This is a genomic window from Cupriavidus sp. H18C2, from assembly GCF_049393795.1.
GTDB lineage: Bacteria > Pseudomonadota > Gammaproteobacteria > Burkholderiales > Burkholderiaceae > Cupriavidus > Cupriavidus pauculus_C.
Window position 1 is genome coordinate 292381 of sequence record NZ_CP186010.1, and the last position, 17911, is coordinate 310291.

17 protein-coding genes and 1 tRNA gene are annotated in these 17911 nt (G+C 67.2%); 10 read left to right on the forward strand and 8 right to left on the reverse strand.

Going from position 1 to position 17911, the window contains the following annotated elements; genetic code table 11:
* Nucleotides 1–171 precede the first annotated feature (171 nt).
* The 3 genes from EPAKOI_RS01385 (at nucleotide 172) to EPAKOI_RS01395 (ending at nucleotide 2058) form a co-directional block, all read left to right on the forward strand.
* Nucleotides 172–873: a fumarylacetoacetate hydrolase family protein gene (locus tag EPAKOI_RS01385; protein ID WP_313837566.1), complete on the forward strand. Its 702-nt coding sequence runs from the start codon at nucleotides 172–174 to the stop codon at nucleotides 871–873.
* Nucleotides 874–880: 7 nt separating this feature from the next.
* Nucleotides 881–1525, forward strand: a complete 645-nt coding sequence (gene maiA, locus EPAKOI_RS01390) for a maleylacetoacetate isomerase (RefSeq protein ID WP_423193470.1) — start codon at nucleotides 881–883, stop codon at nucleotides 1523–1525.
* 122 nt (nucleotides 1526–1647) lie between these two features.
* A complete protein-coding gene (locus EPAKOI_RS01395) occupies nucleotides 1648–2058 on the forward strand; it encodes a hypothetical protein (RefSeq protein ID WP_423192783.1) in 411 nt (136 codons plus the stop codon).
* A gap of 116 nt (nucleotides 2059–2174) precedes the next feature.
* Here EPAKOI_RS01395 and ftsY read toward each other — a convergent pair whose 3' ends face one another.
* Entirely contained in the window at nucleotides 2175–3428 is a 1254-nt protein-coding gene (gene ftsY, locus EPAKOI_RS01400) for a signal recognition particle-docking protein FtsY (RefSeq protein WP_423192784.1), read from the reverse strand.
* Between the two features lie 60 nt (nucleotides 3429–3488).
* Between ftsY and EPAKOI_RS01405 the strand changes: the two genes are divergently transcribed.
* The 5 genes from EPAKOI_RS01405 (at nucleotide 3489) to EPAKOI_RS01425 (ending at nucleotide 8169) form a co-directional block, all read left to right on the forward strand.
* On the forward strand, nucleotides 3489–5024 hold the full coding sequence (locus tag EPAKOI_RS01405) for a M16 family metallopeptidase (RefSeq protein WP_124682546.1): 1536 nt from the start codon (nucleotides 3489–3491) through the stop codon (nucleotides 5022–5024).
* 14 nt (nucleotides 5025–5038) lie between these two features.
* A complete protein-coding gene (locus EPAKOI_RS01410; RefSeq protein ID WP_423192785.1) occupies nucleotides 5039–6403 on the forward strand; it encodes a M16 family metallopeptidase in 1365 nt (454 codons plus the stop codon).
* Between the two features lie 73 nt (nucleotides 6404–6476).
* Nucleotides 6477–7118, forward strand: a complete 642-nt coding sequence (gene rsmD / locus EPAKOI_RS01415) for a 16S rRNA (guanine(966)-N(2))-methyltransferase RsmD (protein WP_172966005.1) — start codon at nucleotides 6477–6479, stop codon at nucleotides 7116–7118.
* 237 nt (nucleotides 7119–7355) lie between these two features.
* A complete protein-coding gene (gene coaD / locus EPAKOI_RS01420; RefSeq protein WP_124682544.1) occupies nucleotides 7356–7841 on the forward strand; it encodes a pantetheine-phosphate adenylyltransferase in 486 nt (161 codons plus the stop codon).
* Nucleotides 7842–7908: 67 nt separating this feature from the next.
* A complete protein-coding gene (locus tag EPAKOI_RS01425) occupies nucleotides 7909–8169 on the forward strand; it encodes a YfhL family 4Fe-4S dicluster ferredoxin (RefSeq protein ID WP_124682543.1) in 261 nt (86 codons plus the stop codon).
* A gap of 134 nt (nucleotides 8170–8303) precedes the next feature.
* On the opposite strand, the gene pth is transcribed toward EPAKOI_RS01425, so the two are convergent.
* The 7 genes from pth to EPAKOI_RS01460 all read right to left on the reverse strand — a co-directional run bounded on the left by pth (nucleotide 8304) and on the right by EPAKOI_RS01460 (nucleotide 14401).
* Nucleotides 8304–8900, reverse strand: coding sequence for an aminoacyl-tRNA hydrolase (pth, locus tag EPAKOI_RS01430; protein WP_423192786.1), 597 nt, complete (start codon nucleotides 8898–8900; stop codon nucleotides 8304–8306).
* A 101-nt stretch (nucleotides 8901–9001) separates the two neighbouring features.
* A complete protein-coding gene (locus EPAKOI_RS01435) occupies nucleotides 9002–9613 on the reverse strand; it encodes a 50S ribosomal protein L25/general stress protein Ctc (RefSeq protein WP_124682541.1) in 612 nt (203 codons plus the stop codon).
* 167 nt (nucleotides 9614–9780) lie between these two features.
* Entirely contained in the window at nucleotides 9781–10734 is a 954-nt protein-coding gene (locus EPAKOI_RS01440; RefSeq protein WP_124682540.1) for a ribose-phosphate pyrophosphokinase, read from the reverse strand.
* A gap of 94 nt (nucleotides 10735–10828) precedes the next feature.
* A tRNA-Gln gene (locus EPAKOI_RS01445) sits at nucleotides 10829–10905 on the reverse strand.
* A 60-nt stretch (nucleotides 10906–10965) separates the two neighbouring features.
* Nucleotides 10966–11853: a 4-(cytidine 5'-diphospho)-2-C-methyl-D-erythritol kinase gene (gene ispE / locus EPAKOI_RS01450; RefSeq protein ID WP_172966004.1), complete on the reverse strand. Its 888-nt coding sequence runs from the start codon at nucleotides 11851–11853 to the stop codon at nucleotides 10966–10968.
* Entirely contained in the window at nucleotides 11853–12467 is a 615-nt protein-coding gene (gene lolB, locus EPAKOI_RS01455) for a lipoprotein insertase outer membrane protein LolB (RefSeq protein WP_124682538.1), read from the reverse strand. Before lolB ends, ispE begins: the two co-directional genes overlap by 1 nt.
* Before the next feature lie 113 nt (nucleotides 12468–12580).
* The gene (locus EPAKOI_RS01460; protein ID WP_423192787.1) at nucleotides 12581–14401 is read right to left on the reverse strand and encodes a tetratricopeptide repeat protein; all 1821 of its coding nucleotides are present in this window, start codon (nucleotides 14399–14401) and stop codon (nucleotides 12581–12583) included.
* A 269-nt stretch (nucleotides 14402–14670) separates the two neighbouring features.
* Here EPAKOI_RS01460 and mutM point away from each other — a divergent pair, with 269 nt between their 5' ends.
* Together mutM and EPAKOI_RS01470 are read left to right on the forward strand one after the other, a co-directional pair.
* Nucleotides 14671–15570 (forward strand): bifunctional DNA-formamidopyrimidine glycosylase/DNA-(apurinic or apyrimidinic site) lyase, encoded by a 900-nt coding sequence (mutM, locus tag EPAKOI_RS01465; RefSeq protein ID WP_423192788.1) that lies wholly within the window; start codon nucleotides 14671–14673, stop codon nucleotides 15568–15570.
* 360 nt (nucleotides 15571–15930) lie between these two features.
* Nucleotides 15931–17874, forward strand: a complete 1944-nt coding sequence (locus EPAKOI_RS01470) for a dynamin family protein (protein WP_124682535.1) — start codon at nucleotides 15931–15933, stop codon at nucleotides 17872–17874.
* Nucleotides 17875–17911: the final 37 nt, after the last annotated feature.

Sequence of the window (17911 nt, forward strand, 5' to 3'; positions counted from 1 at the left end):
CGCTAAGTTGCAGTGCAATATGCAAGATTCGCGCCGGGTCTGCACCCCCTGTATGCCGCCGGACGCCGGGTGTATGCTTGGCCCCTGCCGCGCCGCCCAACCCCTGACACCGGGGAGAAGCCGAATGCACCGGCGTGGCGTCCCATCAAAAATAGAAAGCAGGAGAGTTGGATGACCGAGTTCGTCTTTGCCCCGCAGGCCCCCGTGGGCGTACCGGTGCGTGGCAGCAATGCAAGCTTCCCCGTGCGCCGGGTCTATTGCGTGGGTCGCAATTATGCCGCGCATGCGCGCGAAATGGGCTCGGACCCCGACCGTGAACCGCCGTTTTTCTTCTGCAAGCCGTCCGACGCCGTCAGCTACGTGGCCGACGGCGCCGAGGGCACCTTCCCGTACCCGCCGGGCACCGGCAACTGCCACTACGAGGTGGAGCTGGTCGTCGCCATCGGCAAGGGCGGTACCGACATCCCTGTGGACCAGGCCGCCAGCCACGTCTACGGCTACGCCATCGGCCTGGACATGACCCGCCGCGACCTGCAGAACGAGTCGAAGAAGACCGGCCGGCCCTGGGAAACCGGCAAGGCGTTCGACAAGTCGGCCCCGATCGGCCCGATCGTGCCGGTGTCCGCCATCGGCCATCCGCAGAAGGGCGCCGTGACGCTGGCCGTGAACGGCGTGGAAAAGCAGCGCGGCGATCTGTCCGACCTGATCTGGTCGGTGCCGGAGATGGTGTCGTACCTGTCGAAGCTGTTCGCACTGCAGCCGGGCGACCTGATCTACAGCGGCACCCCCGAAGGCGTGGGCCCGGTGGTCAAGGGCGACGTCATGCAGTGCCACATCGAGGGCGTGGGCGACCTGACCGTCAAGGTGGCGTAAGGCCATGCTGGCACTCCACAGCTACTTCCGCAGCTCGGCCTCGTTCCGCGTCCGCATCGCCCTGAACCTGAAGGGCCTGCCCTACGACTACAAGGGCGTGCACCTGCTCAAGGACGGCGGCATGCAGCTCAAGCCCGAGTACCGGGCCCTGAACGCCGACGGCGTGGTGCCGACGCTGGTGGTGGACGGCCGTCCGCTGATCCAGTCGATGGCCATCATCGAATACCTCGACGAGACCCACCCCGAGCCGGCACTGCTGCCCCGCGACCCGTTCGACCGCGCCATCGTGCGCGGCCTGGCCCAGGAAATCGCCTGCGAGATTCACCCGCTCAATAACCTGCGCGTGCTCAAGTACCTCAAGCACACGCTGAAGGTGGAGGACGACGCCAAGGACGCCTGGTATCGCCACTGGATCGAACAGGGCTTTGCATCGCTGGAAATCAACCTGTCGCAACTCGGCCACGTTGGCCGCTACGCGTTCGGCGATACGCCGACGCTGGTCGACCTGTGCCTGGTACCCCAGGTCTTCAACTCGCAACGCTTCAACATCGACCTGACCCCGTTCCCGACCATCGCCCGCATCCACGCGAACTGCATGGAACTGGACGCGTTCCAGAAGGCGGCACCGGGAGCACAGCCGGATAGCGAGTGAGGCGATCTGGCGGTTTTCTGATGTGAGCGACAAAAAGCCCGGCTCGATGCCGGGCTTTTTCTTGCCACGTGGCGCAGGGTTGCGATAGCGCAGGGAAGGCTTCCGGCAGGCGGATTAGGGTGGTGGCCTTCGACTATCGGGAGACACCGTGCCGGAATCGGATCGGCTTATTGAAAGAAGGTTTTATCCCAAAGGTTATCAAGGTGGTGCGTCGGACAATTGGTAGATTTGCCAAACTAGCGGCGGCGACCGTGCTTGCCCTCGGCGCATGGTTTTACCTGGGCGGCTATGTCCTCGATGTCCCGGGGCGCGTGACGGCAAAGCCGGTTCCCCTGTACAGGCATTTTGAAGGCATGCTCGGTCGTGACGCGCCTGTCCATGTCGTGCCGCCTGGCACGCGATGCCGGGCGTTCCAGGCCAATATGAAGGTGCTTTTCAATTTTCGCGTCTGGTGTGGCGGCGCCATATACGGCTGGACCGATGATACGGCCGCGTTCGAGCCACCACTTGATATGGACTCGGCTGTGCAATAACGAAGAATGACGGATTCCCAAACCATCGACAGGGGCCCGAAATCAGACTGCCAAGAAAAAACCCCGCCAAGGCGGGGTTTTTTCTTGCCGGTGCGCGTCGCCAGCGGGCGGCCGTCTCACCCCAGCAACGCTTCCGCGAACTCCTCGGCCCGGAAGGGCTGCAGGTCTTCCACCTTTTCGCCCACCCCGATGAAGTAGACGGGGATCGGGCGCTGGCGGGCGATGGCTGCCAGGATGCCGCCCTTGGCCGTGCCGTCCAGCTTGGTCACGATCAGGCCGGTCAGGCCCAGGGCGTCGTCGAAAGCGCGGGTCTGGGCCAGCGCGTTCTGCCCCGTGTTGGCGTCGATCACCAGCAGGCATTCGTGCGGGGCGGTAGGCATCGCCTTGCCGACCACGCGCTTGACCTTCTTCAGCTCTTCCATCAGGTGGAGCTGGGTGGGCAGGCGGCCGGCCGTGTCGGCCATCACGATGTCGATCTTGCGGGCGCGGGCGGCGTTGACCGCGTCGAAGATCACGGCGGCGGGGTCGCCGCTTTCCTGGGCGACGACGGTCACGTTGTTGCGTTCGCCCCAGATCGTCAGCTGCTCGCGCGCGGCGGCGCGGAAGGTGTCGCCGGCGGCCAGCAGCACGGACTGGTGGTACGACTGGAAGTGCTTGCAGAGCTTGCCGATGCTGGTGGTCTTGCCCGCGCCGTTGACGCCGGCGATCATCATCACCAGCGGCTGCTCGCGGCCCAGTTCCATGGTCTTTTCCAGCGGCTTGAGCAGCTCCACCAGCAGGTCCTTCAGCGCGGTCTTGACGCCTTCGGCCGTCTCGATGCGGTCGTTCTTGACGCGGCGGCGCAACTGGTCGAGCAGGTATTCCGTGGCCTCCACGCCGGCGTCGGACATCAGCAGCGCGGTTTCCAGTTCCTCGAACAGGGCCTCGTCGACCTTCACGCCGACGAACAGCACGCCGATGTTGCGGCTCGTCTTCGACAGGCCCGCCTTCAGGCGCGTCATCCAGCCGCGCTTGGCCTCGGGCGTGGGTGCGGGCGGGGGAACCAGTTCGAGTTCCTCGACCGCTGGCGGCTCGTAGGCGACCGGGGCGGGCGGGGGCGGCGGGACCTGCGCGGGCACCGGGACCGGGACGGGAACCGGCACAGGGCTTGGCGCCGGCTGGGGTGCGGGGGCCGGCGCCGGCATCGGCACAGGCACCGGAACGGGGACTGGCACCGGCACCGGAGCGGGCGCGGGAAGCGGGGCCGGCGCGGGGGCGGGCGTCGGGACCGGAGCCTGGGCGGGCGCGGACACGGGTTCCGGCGCGGCAACCGGCGGCTCGACGGGCGCGGGAGCCGGCTCGGCCTTGCGCTTCTTCCAGAAACTAAACATTGGGAAAGGGGTCAATACCCCGGTAGAATCAATCGCCAAAATTCTAGCAGACGGGGTCGCATGAACCATTGCGCTGACTTGTCCGGAGCGGGCGCCGCCCGCATCGTTTCGCCCTCCACCGGCGCCGCCCGATTCTCCCGGCGCCTGATCTCCACCCTCATCGTTGCCACCCTTGCCGGTCCGCTGGCGGGCACCGCCATGGCGCAGGCGCAGGGCGAAGCCGCCCGGGCCACCACGCCGCAGGGGCCGCCGTCCGGCATGGCGACGGCGGGCAAGGTGGGCCAGACGGAAGCCGGCACCACGGAATTCCGCCTGGCCAACGGCATGCGGGTCATCGTCAAGGAAGACCACCGGGCGCCCACCGTGGCGCACCAGATCTACTACCGCGCCGGCGGCAGCGACGAGGTCAGCGGCACCACGGGCGTGGCGCACATGCTCGAACACATGATGTTCAAGGGCACGCCGAAGGTGCCGATCGGCGAGTTCTCGCGCCAGATCGCGCTGCTGGGCGGCCGCGAGAACGCGCTGACCAACCGCGACTTCACGCTCTACTACCAGCAGATCGCCAAGCAGTACCTGCCCAAGATGATGGAACTGGAGGCCGACCGCATGGCCAACCTCATCATCAAGAAGGAGGAATTCGAGCGCGAGATGAAGGTGGTGATGGAAGAGCGCCGCCTGCGCACCGACGATTCCCCGCGCGGCAAGGTCTACGAACAGCTACTGGCGACGGTCTACACGGCGATGCCGTACCGCCATCCGGTCATCGGCTGGATGGACGACCTGGTCAACATGCGCGTCGAGGACGTGCAGAACTGGTACAAGACCTGGTACGTGCCGAACAACGCGCTGCTGGTGGTGACCGGCGACGTGAAGGCCGACGAGGTGCGCGCGATGGCCGAGCGCTACTTCGGCAAGCTCAAGCCGCGGCCGCTGCCGCTGCGCAAGACGCAGCTTGAGGCGCCGCAGCAGGGCATCAAGCGCATCTGGGTCAAGGCGCCGGCCGAGAACCCGTACATCGTGCTGGCCTACAAGGTGCCGCGCCTGCACGACGTGGAGAAGGACGTCGACCCGTACGCGCTGGAAGTCCTGTCGGCCGTGCTCAACGGCTACGATAACGCCCGGCTGACGCGCGAACTGGTGCGCCAGCAGCGGCTGGCCGACGACGTCAACGTCGGCTACGACAGCATCAACCGCAACGAGTCGCTGTTCGTGCTCGACGGCACGCCGGCCAACGGCCACACCACCGAGGAAATCGAGAAGGCGCTGCGCGAGGAGATCCAGCGCATCGCCAAGAACGGGGTGTCCGAGGAAGAACTGAAGCGCGTCAAGGCGCAGGTGGTGGCCGGCCAGATCTACAAGCGCGACTCGGTCTTCGGCCAGGGCATGGAGATCGGCGTGGCCGAAATCTCCAATATCTCGTGGCGCCAGATCGACCGGATGCTCGACAAGATCAAGGCCGTCACGCCGGCGCAGGTGCAGGCCGTGGCCGGCAAGTACTTCAGCGACGACAACCTGACCGTGGCCACGCTGCTGCCGCAGCCGATCGACCCCAACAAGCCCAAGACCGCAGCGCCCGAAGGCCTGCGTCACTGAGGAGAGAAGCAGCGATGTCCCTGTCCGTCATGACGATTGCGTCCCCGCGCCTGCTGCGCCGCCTGGCTGGCGCGGCCTGCGGGGCGGCCGCGCTGCTGGCCGTCACCGTGGCTCACGCGGCCATTCCCATCGAAAGCTGGACGGCGTCCACCGGCGCCAAGGTCTTCTTCGTGCCGAGCCCGTCGATCCCGATGCTCGACGTCAACATCGACTTCGACGCCGGCAGCCGCTACGACCCGCCCGGCAAGGCCGGCCTGGCGACGCTGGCCGCCGCGCTGCTCGACAAGGGCAGCAGCGCCCAGAACGGCCAGCCCGCCCGCAACGAGGCCCAGATTGCCGATGCCTTTGCCGATACCGGCGCCGACTTTGGCGGCGCGGCCGGCGGCGACCGCGGCGGCATCGGGCTGCGGACGCTGACCACGTCGCCCGAGCGCGAGCAGTCGCTGCGGCTGGCGTCGCAGCTGATCAAGGCGCCGTCCTACCCGGACGACGTCGTCGCGCGCGAGAAGCAGCGCCTGATCACGGCCATCCGCGAGGGCGACACGCGCCCGGGCGTGATTGCGGACAAGACGCTGTCGAAGGCGATGTACCCGAACCATCCCTACGGCGTGTCGGCCACGCCGGAGTCGGTGGGATCGATCACGCGCGAGGACCTGCTCAAGTTCTGGCGCGACAACTACACGGCCAAGCGCGCCGTGGTCACGCTGATCGGCGCCATCGACCGCAAGCAGGCCGAGCAGATCGCCGAGGACATGACGCGCGGGCTGCCCGAGGGCGCCGCGCCGCCCAAGCTGCCTGACGTGCAGATGTCGATCCCGGCCAGCGAGAAGCGCATTCCGCATCCGGCCCAGCAGGCCAGCGTGGCCATTGGCGCGCCGTCGATCGCGCGCGGCGATCCGGACTACTTCGCCCTGCTGGTCGGCAACTACGTGCTCGGCGGCGGCGGCTTCAGCTCGCGGCTGACCGACCAGGTGCGCGAGAAGCGGGGACTCACCTACGGCGTGGACAGCTATTTCGCGCCGTCCAGGCAGCCGGGGCCGTTCAGCGTCACGCTGCAGACCAAGAAGGAAAACACCAACGAGGCGCTGGGCCTGGTGCGCCAGATCCTGGCGAAGTACGTGGCCGATGGCCCGACCGATGCCGAGCTGAAGGCGGCCAAGGACAACCTCGTCAACGGTTTTCCGCTGCGGATCGACAGCAACCGCAAGCTCCTGACCAACGTGGCCAACATCGGCTGGTATGGCCTGCCACTGGACTACCTGGACACGTGGACCGCGCAGATCAACAAGGTCACGCGCGACCAGGTGCGCGCGGCCTTCCAGCGCCACGTGCATCCGGACGCGCTGGCGACCGTGATCGTCGCCGGGCCGGAAAAGTGATGTCGGGGGCGGATGGTGGGCGAGGGCACGCGGCGCCGCTGTGCCGGCGTCCGCCACGCTCTACAATCACGGCATGAATTCGCAATCCCGACCTTCGCCCGCTCCGCGCGGGCGAACTTCTCTGTCCCGCCAGCCCCGCCAGACACCGGCCCAGGTGCGCATCATCGGCGGCCGCTGGAAACGCTCCCTGCTGCCGGTACTGGAGGCCGAAGGGCTCCGGCCCACGCCGGACCGCGTACGTGAAACGCTGTTCAACTGGCTGGGACAGGACCTGACCGGGCTGGCCTGCCTGGACCTGTTCGCCGGCTCCGGCGCGCTGGGTTTCGAGGCCGCTTCGCGTGGCGCGGCCACGGTGACGCTGGTGGAAGCCAATCCGCGCGTGGCCAAGCAGTTGCGCGACAACCAGTACAAGCTCGATGCGTCCCAGATACGCGTGGTCCAGGCCGACGCGTTCGCCGCCGCCGCGCAGATGCCGGCCGACAGCTTCGACGTGGTGTTCCTGGACCCGCCGTTTGCCGAGGACTGGATCGGCCCGGCGCTGGAACACGCCGCGCGGCTGACGCGGCCGGGCGGCGTGGTGTACGTGGAATCGGACAAGGCGCTGGTCGGCGCCGATGCGCCGGTGCCGGCGTCGCTGGAGGTCGTCCGCCAGGCGCGCGCCGGGGCCGTCCATTTCCATCTGCTGCAGCGTCGCGAGGGCCACGGCGCCGACTGAGCGAAGGGCGTCGCGCCGGGGCCAGTCATATGACGACTGCCAGGCGGATTGCCGCGCCGGACAAGCGTTTGCGCCTCTGCTGCAATGCGGCAAAAATGCGGCCGGGCGGACTTCCAAAAGCGGCAATTGGGGTTACACTACGCCGCTGTTGATTGTCCAACGCCCGTCGCGCAGCCAGTATTCGAAAGCGGTCTCCCGCAGGGGAAGGCCGCCAGCGGGCAGCCCTAAGGAGGAAACATGGTCGTCGCCGTCTATCCCGGTACTTTTGATCCCATGACCCGGGGACACGAGGATCTCGTCCGTCGTGCGTCGAATATCTTCGACGAACTCGTGGTCGGCGTGGCGCACAGCCCCAACAAGCGCCCGTTCTTCTCGCTGGAGGAACGGATCGGCATCGCCCGCGAAGTGCTGGGGCACTACCCGAACGTCCGCGTGGAAGGCTTCTCGGGCCTGCTCAAGGATTTCGTGCGCAAGAACAATGCGCGGGTGATCGTCCGCGGTCTGCGCGCGGTGTCCGATTTCGAGTACGAGTTCCAGATGGCGGGCATGAACCGCTACCTGCTGCCCGACGTCGAGACGATGTTCCTGACGCCGTCTGACCAGTACCAGTTCATCTCCGGCACGTTCGTGCGCGAGATTGCCGTGCTCGGCGGCGACGTCAGCAAGTTCGTCTTCCCCTCCGTGGAGCGCTGGCTTAACGAGAAGATCGGCAAACCGGAATAAAATACGACCTTCGATCCCGTCGACGTGGCCAGTTCGGGCATGGGCGGGGTTGCTGGAAGGAACCATCATGGCGCTACTGATCACCGACGACTGCATCAATTGCGACGTTTGTGAACCCGAGTGCCCGAACGAAGCCATCTCGATGGGGCCCGAGATCTACGAGATCGACCCCAACAAGTGCACCGAGTGCGTCGGCCACTTCGACGAACCGCAATGCCAGCAGGTTTGCCCTGTGGCTTGCATCCCGAAGGATCCGAACCGCATCGAATCGCACGAGGTGCTGATGCAACGCTACCGGCTGCTGACCGCCGCCAAGCACGTGGCCTGAAGCCGGAGAGACATCCGGCCCCTTCGTTCCGGCCCCCACAAGCAGAAAAAGGAAAACCCCGCGCAGCCGCAAGGCTGGCGGGGTTTTTTCCGTTCCGCGCTCGTCCAGGGGATGAAAACGCCACGTCCCGGCCTCTAGCGCCCGGTATGCAGTTCCATCATCGCCCGCTCGCTCTCGCCGCGGGCCAGCACGCCGATCGGGCCGATGCTGCGGTCGATCGCCTCGTCGATGGCCTGCTGCTCTTCCTTGCGTGGCGGCTTGAGCACAAAATTGACGACGTCCTCACGCCCGCTGGCCGCGCCGCCCGGCGCGTTGCGCGGATGGCCCACGCCGATGCGCAGGCGCCAGTATTCCTGGGTGGTCAGGTGGGCCGAGATGTCCTTGAGCCCGTTGTGGCCGCCCGAGCCGCCGCCGCGCTTGAGCTTGACCGCGCCGGCCGGCAGGTCCATCTCGTCGTGCGCCACGAGGACCTCGTCGGGCAGGATCTTGTAGAAGCGCGCCAGCGATACCACCGACAGGCCTGAGCGGTTCATGAACGTCGACGGCTTGAGCAGCCAGACGTCCTGGTCCCACAGCCGCGCGCGGCCGGCCAGGCCGTGGAAGCGGCCTTCCACCCGGAGCGTAGTGCTGCCCATGCGGGCGAGCTGGTCGACGAACCAGAAGCCGGCGTTGTGCCGGGTGGCCTCGTATTCCGCCCCGGGGTTGCCGAGGCCGACGATGAGCTTGATCATGCGTGGAAGAAAGCGGAAAGCAGGCGTGAAGGATACGCGAAAACCGCGCACGAAAAAAAACCGCCGGCGAACCGGCGGTCTTTGCTGGCAACGCTGGCAGCTTAGGCAGCCGGCGTTTCGCCTTCGCCTTCGGCGGCTTCGGCCGACTGGGCGCCAGCCGGCAGCGAGATGTTCGCCACGGCCGGGTTGTCATCACCGTGGGTGATGGCGGTCACGCCCTTCGGCAGCTTCAGGTCCGACAGGTGGATGGTCTGGTTCAGCTCGACAGCACCCAGGTCCACTTCGATGAACTCGGGCAGGTCGGCCGGCAGGCACGACACTTCCAGGTCGTTCAGGATGTGGTTCACGATGCCGTGGCCCAGCTTCACGCCAGGAGCGGTTTCCTGGTTCATGAAGTGCAGGGGCACCTTCACGTGGATCTTTTCCGACGCCGACACGCGCTGGAAGTCGACGTGCAGCACCATCGGCTTGAACGGGTGCATCTGGAAGGCGCGCAGCAGGGCCTTCTCGCTCTTGCCAGCCACTTCCAGGTCCAGGATCGACGAGTGGAACGCTTCCTTCTTCAGGGCGTGCCACAGGGCGTTGTGATCCAGTTCGATCATCTTCGGCTCGGCGGCGCCGCCGTAGATGATGCCGGGCGTCTTGCCCGAATTGCGCAGGCGGCGGCTCGCACCCGTACCCTGTACGCTACGTTCGAAAGCTACTACTTTCATGTCCAACTCCAGATGTGAAGAAGGCTGTCCGCGACCAGACAGCCTCGACTAGGCGATACGGCAACTAAACCGTACCGCATGAATCACATTGGCCACCCTGAAGGTGGCCAATGCGGTAAAGCCCAAGATTCTAGCAGGCTTTCGCCTGCCTTGCGCCAGCTTGCCGCTCAGTGGTCGGCAAACAGCGACATGATCGAGTCGCCCTTGACGATCCGGGTGAAGGTCTCGGCCAGCAGCGGGGCGGTGGAGACCTGGCGGATCTTGCCCGACTGGCGCGCTTCGTCCGACAGCGGGATCGTGTCGCAGACCACCACTTCGTCCAGCGAGGACGCGGCGATGCGGGCAGCGGCGCCACCGGACAGCACCGGGTGGGTACAGTAGGCGAACACCTTCAGCGCGCCCCGCTCCTTGAGCACCTGGGCGGCCTTGCACAGCGTGCCGCCGGTGTCGATCATGTCGTCCATGATCACGCAGTTGCGGCCGGCCACTTCGCCGATGATGTTCATCACCTCGGAAACATTGGCCTTCGGGCGGCGCTTGTCGATGATGGCCAGGTCGCAGTCGAGCTGCTTGGCCAGCGCACGGGCGCGCACCACGCCGCCGACGTCAGGCGACACCACCAGCAGGTCGCCGTAGTTCTTCTCGCGCAGGTCGCCCAGCAGCACCGGGGACGCGTAGATGTTGTCGACGGGGATATCGAAGAAGCCCTGGATCTGGTCGGCGTGCAGGTCCATCGTCAGGACGCGCTCGACGCCGGCCACTTCCAGCATGTTGGCCACGATCTTGGCCGAGATGGCCACGCGCGCCGAACGCGGGCGGCGATCCTGGCGGGCATAGCCGAAGTAAGGCATGGCGGCGGTGATGCTGCGGGCCGAGGCGCGCTTCAGGGCATCGACCATCACCATCAGTTCCATCAGGTTGTCGTTGGTCGGCGCGCAGGTCGACTGCAGCACGATGACGTGCTTGCCGCGAACGTTTTCCTGGATTTCGACCTGGACTTCTCCGTCGGAGAATCGGCCCACAAGTGCCTTGCCCAGCGGGATGCCGAGGTGCTGTACGACAGCCTCCGCGAGTTTAGGGTTGGCGTTGCCGGTAAATACCATCAAGCCTTCGACGCTCATTCGGGGCACCTGTCTTGCTGCTGGGGGAGCTTTGTGCTACCGGCCGGTGCCGGTAGCGAGTTCTGCATGTCCGTTTGGACACTATAGGAAGTAATGGCAGGGGAAGAAGGATTCGAACCTTCGAATGCCGGAATCAAAATCCGGTGCCTTGACCAACTTGGCGACTCCCCTACACAACCTTTGTCGTCTCTCGGCGAACCTGACTGCGGTCCGTCGCCAGACGAAAACCTGCTATGCGAACGTTGCGAGCGGGTGTTGCGACAAACTTCTCACACACCTGCCGTCCCACTCGGGCGGCAACCTTTCCATCACCTTCCGCGCCTCTGCCTCGTCTTCGAAACGGGCAAAAACACAGGCTCCGGAACCGGTCATCCTTGCATGCGGACTGTATTCTGTCAGCCACTCAAGGGCTCGGGCAACCTCGCCGAATTTCGCTGTTGCTACCGCTTGCAAGTCGTTGCGACCGAAAGCGAATTTGTTTGTGCAAGCAGCGAAGTCCGCAACTATAGAGATCGGGGAATTTCTTGTCAAGCGTTCGTCCGAAAAAATTGCCGCAGTCGGTACATGCTGGCGCGGATGGATAACGACGAACCAGCTGGCGGGCAGCGCCACCGGCGTCAGTTCCTCGCCCACCCCTTCGGCAAAGGCATTCTGGCCGAACACGAACACGGGCACGTCGGCGCCCAGCGCCAGTCCGATGCGCATCAGATCGGCGCGCGGCAGCGCCGTGCCCCACAGGTGGTTCAGCGCCAGCAGCGTGGTGGCTGCGTCGGACGATCCGCCGCCGATGCCGCCGCCCATCGGCAGGATCTTGTCGATGGCGATGTCGGCGCCGAAATGCGTGCCGCTGGCCTGCTGCAGCGCGCGGGCCGCGCGCACCACGAGGTCGGTGTCGGCCGGCACGCCGGGGATGTCGGTCGCGCGGGCGATCACGCCGTCGTCGCGGCGGCGGAAGTGCAGCGTATCCGACCAGTCGATCAACTGGAACACGGTCTGCAGCGTGTGGTAGCCGTCGGGGCGGCGGCCCGTCACGTGCAGGAACAGGTTGAGCTTGGCCGGCGCGGGGCAGTCGCGCAGGTCCGGGGGCGGCAGCGCGGCGCCGGCGGTCACGGTTTGCATCATTGTTCGGACTTGGGATCGATCACGAGCCGCACGGACAGCGGCGCTTCGTTGCCGTCGCGCGCCATGTCGATGCGGCGCGGCTGCGCGGCCGCCGGGGCGGCGCCTTCGGCGGGCTCCTGCCACGCCACGTAGCGCACGGTCCAGCCATTCTGCTTCAGCGTGTCCGGGCGGCCGTTCGCGTCGCGCGTGACGCTGGCGGGCCGGCCAGCGGCGGGGCGGCCGTGCAGCCAGTCGCGCATGCCCGATACGGGCAGCGAGAAGCCCAGCGCCTGCTCCATCAGGCTGTCCACCTCGGGCGCGTTGCGCGGCGCCTCGTTGGGCAGGTCGAGCGTGGCGCCGGACGGCGTGCTGGTGACCACGGCCAGCGTCTGGCCAAGCGGCGATACCAGGTCCAGTCGCACGTTGCGACCCTGTTCTTCCCAGCGGAAGCTGCCCTGCACGCCCTCGCTGCGGCCGTAGCGCGTGTAGTTGGCGGCAAAGCGGCCCGTGTACTGCTCGCTGCGGGCGGCTTCGCCGGCGTCGAAGTTGCGGGACGGGGTGATGGTGCTGCACGCGGCAAGCCAGAACGGGGCGGCCACGCAAAGCAGGGCCAGGCGTCGGGATCGGAGCATGTGCGACGTTCGCGGGTAGTGGTCGGGAAGGAATCGGAAAACGGCCGGGGCCGTCAGAACGACGCGCCCGGGCGCGGGGCCCGGGCGGCAATCGGCATGATACGCAAGGCCGGCTACTTGGACAGCAGCAGGTTCTGGTTGTAGCGGCGCAGCGTGTCGATCAGCGTGGGATTCTCGGGCTCCACCTTGGCGGCCTCGTTCCACGTCTTGCGGGCTTCCTCGTGCTGGCCCAGCTGCCAGAGCACCTCGCCCAGGTGGGCGCCGATCTCGGCCTCGGGCGCCTTCGAGTAGGCCGATTTCAACAGGTCGGCCGCGGGCTGCAGTTCGCCCTGGCGGTACTTGACCCAGCCCAGGCTGTCCATGATGTACGGATCGTCCGGACCCAGCTCGGATGCCCGCTCCAGCAGCTTGCGGGCCTCGGGCAGGCGCTCGTTGCGGTCGGCCAGCGAATAGCCCAGCGCGTTGTAGCCCTGCTTCTGCTCGGGCTGCAGCGCGATGACCTTGCGCAGGCCGCGCTCCATGCTGTCGTAGCGCTTCTCGCGCTCGTCGAGCATGGCCAGCTCATAGAGCCAGTCGGCGTTGTCGGGCTCCAGCTTCACGCGCTCGTCCAGCACCTTGCGGGCGCGGTCGTAGGCCTTGCCTTCGAGCAGCGCGCCAACTTCGGCCTGGCGGATCGCCGTCATGCGCTGCTTGCGCTGGCCCGGGTCGGGAATGTCCTCGGCATCGGCCAGCAGTTCGCCGAACACGGCCTGCGCGTCGTCGAGCTTGCCCATGCGCGCCAGCAGCTGGCCGCGCTTGGCCTGCGCGGCCGTGGCCAGCCGGCTGTCCTCGATGCGGTCCAGCCAGCCGATGGCACCCGCGTAATCCTTCTTTTCCTCGGCGATCTGGGCCAGGTACTGGAACGCGACGTCGGGATTGGCGGCCGGCGACTTCTCGGCCATCTGCAGGTATTCCTTCAGGTAGCGCTCGGCGTCGTCGTAGCTGCGCGCCTGCAGGCTGGTCAGCCCCAGCGCCAGCGGCACGCGCGGGTCGTTCGGCGCCACCTTGCGCAGTACCTCGAACTCGGCGCGCGCGGCCGGCATGTCGTTCTTCTGCAGGTACAGGCGGGCCAGCGTGATGTGGCCATTCACCGACTGCGGGGACTTGGCCAGGAAGCGCTTGAGCACGTCGATCGACTTGTCCGTGGCCGATTCGGCCTGCAGCTCGGCGGCCATCAGCGCGGCGGGCTCCAGGTCGGGCTTGATGCGCAGCGCCTGGTCCAGTTCGGCCAGCGCGCCGGCGTTGTCGCCGGCGGCCTCGCGGGCGCGCGCCAGGGCCAGGTGCGTTTCAGCCAGCTTGCCGTCGTTGGCGGTGATGCGCTGGAGCACGCCCACCGCGCCGGCCGGGTCGCTGGTGCGCGACATCTGCTGTTGCAGCAGCAGGATGGCCTCGCCGCGATGCGCCGCCGGCGCCGCGGCCAGTTGCTGCACCAGCAGCGGCTCGGCATCTTCCCAGCGGCCGTTGAGCACCAGCAGCGTCGACAGGACCTGCCGCGCGGCCGGCGACTTGGGCGCCAGTTCGGACCACAGCCGGGCGCCGTCCAGCGCCTGCTGCGCAACGCGGGCGTTGAACGCGATCTCCGTGGCGCGCTGCGCCAGGCGGGGGTCGCGCGTCTCGCGCGCCAGGTCGATATAGGTGCGGTAGGCCGGGCCGACCAGCCCGCGCTGCAGCGAGATTTCCGCCGCCATCACGCGGTACAGGATGTCAGGCGTCAGCGCGACGTTGGGCAGCGGGGTGCGCGCCGCGCGGGCCGCCGACGACGGCGCCGGAACCTCGATGGCCTCGTCGTCGTTCTGCGCCACCGTGGCGGACGCGGCATGGGCCAGCGGGGCGATGGCCAGGCACGCGGCCACGCCCAGGGCGCGCGCATGGCGACGGATGCGGAATGCAGTCATGGGGATGGCTTCCGGGCGCATGGCCTGAGAGGGCAAGATTTGGTCCGGCATGAATCAAAGCTCCGGCGCACGGGGGCGTAGGAATGGATGGAGGCATTGTAGCCTGCCGCTACAATGCGCTGCTTGCCTTGCGGGGCGCTTACGTATGGGAACCCGCACACGGGCGGCGCGGGGGCAGGCATCCCTGCGTGCTTGGAGCGTGAAAGCCCCCCATAGGTTCTGCGGGGCGGTGGTGCCGGGCGCAAATCCGGACGGAAAGACAGGGGCGTATGCCAGAACTACCGGAAGTCGAAGTCACGCGGCGCGGACTGCTGCCGCATGTGGTGGGCCGCCGCATCGCCGGGGTGACCGTGCGTCACCGCGGGCTGCGCTGGCCCGTGGAGCCCGAGCTGGAGGCGCGCCTGACCGGGCGCGTGATCGGCCGCATCGAACGGCGCGGCAAGTACCTGCTGCTGGAATGCCTGCCGGCGGACGCCCGGCCGGATGCCGATGGCGATGACGCCGCGCCCGGGTGGTTGCTCGTGCATCTGGGCATGACGGGCACGCTGCGCGTCTATCCCGATGCGCCGGCCGCCGGCGCGCACGACCATCTCGACCTCGAACTGGTGCCGGCCGATCCGGCAGGTTCCGCCGACGCCGGCGCCCGCATGGTGCTGCGGTTCCGCGACCCGCGCCGCTTCGGCGCCATCATCTGGACGCCGCTGCCCGAGGCGTCGCTGCCCGAGCACCCGCTGCTGCGGCGGCTGGGCATCGAGCCGTTCGACCCGCGCTTCGACGGCGCGTGGTTCCACCGGCTCACGCGCGGCAGCTCGGTGGCGATTAAGCAGGCGCTGCTGGCCGGCGATATCGTCGTGGGCGTGGGCAACATCTATTGTTCCGAAAGCCTGTTCCGCGCCGGCATCCGGCCGACCACGCCGGCGGGCCGCATCAGCCTGCCGCGCTACGAGAAACTGGCCGCCGCCGTGCGCGAGACGCTGACCGAGGCGATCGCCCGGGGCGGCAGCACGCTGCGCGATTTCGTGGGCAGCGACGGCAGCACCGGCTACTTCCAGCTCGACTGCCTGGTCTACGACCGCGCCGGCGAACCGTGCCGCGTCTGCGGCACCCCGATCCGCCAGATCGTGCAGGGCCAGCGGTCGACGTTCTACTGTCCGCACTGCCAGCACTGAGCCAACGCCGAGGCGCCGCCCAAGGCGCCGAGCGGCGGGTGAATCGCACGACACATCGGCCGATTCGCAAGGCGCCAGAACATGGCAATCCGATGGCGACACGGCGTTGCCATATTGCGCCGATGGCTCGGCGCAACACTCCCGACACAGTTGCCGGCCAAGGGACGCGAATTCCACAAAATCCGGCCAGAAACCTGTATCGTGTGCGCAGACATAAAAAGTTACAAAAACTGCCGGTTATGCCACTTCGACAGGGCAGGCCGGCAGGGCGCCTGACACCGGGTCCGCGGGTCAACGGAACCACCCGGCACAGGCGCGGCATGCGCCCAAAACCATAAAGAGCCGAAACAGCGAACCGCCATGACGAGCCTCGCCCATCAATTCGAACAATATGGCGCCTGGAGAACCGGGGTCCTTCAGTCCCTTGCGGAATTCCAGTCCTGGCTGCAACAGTGCGACCTCCATGACGCCACTGCCGACGATCGCGCGCAACGCATCCAGAGCGTGCTCAAGAGCGACCGGCTCAAGGTGGCGTTCATCGCCGAGTTCTCGCGCGGCAAGAGCGAGCTGATCAACGCGATCTTCTTTGCCGACTACGGCCGCCGCATCCTGCCGTCGTCCGCGGGCCGCACCACGATGTGCCCGACCGAGCTGCGCTACGACGAACACGAGCCGCCGTGCATCCGGCTGCTGCCGATCGAGACGCGGCTGCAGGACGCATCCACCGCCGATTTCATGGAGCCCGGCGCGTCCGGATCGCACTGGACCACGGTGCCGCTGGACCCGTCGTCGCCCGAGGGCATGCTGGCCGCGTTCCAGCACGTGGTGGAAACCACGCGCGTGACGCCGTCGATGGCCGAGTCGCTGGGCCTGTACAACGAGAACGACCCCGACGCCGCCTACTCGGTCGATGCCGACGGCATGGTCGAGATCTCGCGCTGGCGCCATGCGGTGATCAACTTCCCCCATCCGCTGCTGCGCCAGGGGCTGGTGATCCTGGACACGCCGGGCCTGAACGCGATTGGTACCGAACCGGAACTGACGCTGCGGCTGATCCCGGACGCGCACGTGGTGGTCTTTGTGCTGGCCGCCGACGCCGGCGTGACCAAGAGCGACCTCGCGCTCTGGCGCAGTCACGTGGGCGCCGGGCACCGCCGCGGCTGCCTGGCCGTGCTCAACAAGATCGACGGGCTGTGGGACCCGCTCAAGTCGTCGCCGGAGATTGCCGACGAGATTGCGCGCCAGGTGCGCTCGACCGCCCAGACGCTGGGTATCGAGGAGCGCCGCGTGTATCCGGTGTCGGCGCAGAAGGGTCTGGTGGCCAAGGTCACGCACGACCAGCCGATGCTGGTACGCAGCAACCTGATGCAGTTCGAGCACGTGCTGTCGGACCAGCTGATCCCGCAGCGGCGCGAGATCGTGTCGGACCAGGTGCAGCGGCTGGTGCAGGACATGTCGCGCGGCGCCCAGCAACTGCTGCAGAGCCGCCGGCGCGACATCGTGGAGCAGCTTTTCGAGCTGCGCGGCCTGCGCGGCAAGAACCACGCGATGGTCAAGCACATGCTGATGCGCGTGCAGAGCGAGAAGGAAGAGTTCGAGCAGAGCATCGCCAAGTTCCAGGCGCTGCGGCTGGTGTTCGGCCGGCATAGCGCCGACATCATCAAGAGCCTGCAGCTGCGCGACGTGCGGCGCACCATGCGCGACCGCCGCGAGCAGATGAAGGAGCGCTTCTTCTCGCGCGGCCTGCGCGAGGACATGGAAGGACTGTTCGCCCAGTTGACCGGGCTGATCCAGGACGCCGACCGCAAGATCGCCGAGCTGCACCAGCTTGTGGAAAGCATGTACCGCCGCTTCAACGCCGAGCACGGCTTCACGCTGCCGTCGCCAATGCAGTTCGTGACGTCGCGCTACACGGCCGAGCTGCAGGAGACGCTGGCGCTGGTCAACGCCCATTTCGGCACGGTCAACATGCTGACGCGGTCGCGCCCGCAACTGGTCCAGAACGCGTTTGCGACGATGGCCAGCCGCGTGCTGGAGAACTTCCGCGACCTGAACCGCGACATCGAGATCTGGCTCAAGTCCGTGATGACGCCGCTGGAAGCCCAGGTGCGCGAGCACCAGAAGCAGCTGCGCCGCCGCGTGGATTCGATCGAACGGATCCACGAAGCCACCGACACGCTGGAAAGCCGCATCGCCGAACTGGAGGAAGTGCTCAACGGCCTGGACGAGCGCAGCACAAAGATCGAGCAGTTCACGCGCAAGCTGGTGGAAGCGCCGGTGGAAGAGGCGGTCAGGGCGGCCTGAGCGCGGGGTGGGTTTTTTCCCCTCTTCCGCTTGCGGG